The organism is Patiriisocius sp. 208BN25-11 (genome assembly GCF_058147145.1).
In genome coordinates, this window is record NZ_JBYVJY010000189.1 from 1 (window position 1) to 224 (window position 224).

Consider the following 224-nt stretch of genomic DNA (forward strand, 5'->3'; position numbering starts at 1 on the left):
GTAATGGTTACTTGGTAATCTCCTGCTGCCAATGATGAAATATCTTGTGTCGTTGCGCCTGTATTCCATACATACGTGTATGGTGCTGTTCCACCAGCAACTTCTAAATCAATCGCTCCTGTTAATTCATCAAAACATGCAACATTTGTAATCGTATTAGTTTGCGATAACGCTGCTAACGGCTGACTTACCGTTGCACTATTGGTTGTTGTACAGCCATTGCT

Annotated in this window: 1 protein-coding gene; it reads right to left on the reverse strand. The window is 41.5% G+C overall.

What is annotated here, in order from left to right; translation table 11 throughout:
* Positions 1 to 224: SprB repeat-containing protein (locus ACY2RS_RS16070; protein WP_490099646.1), on the reverse strand; the 224-nt coding region annotated here is incomplete at both ends.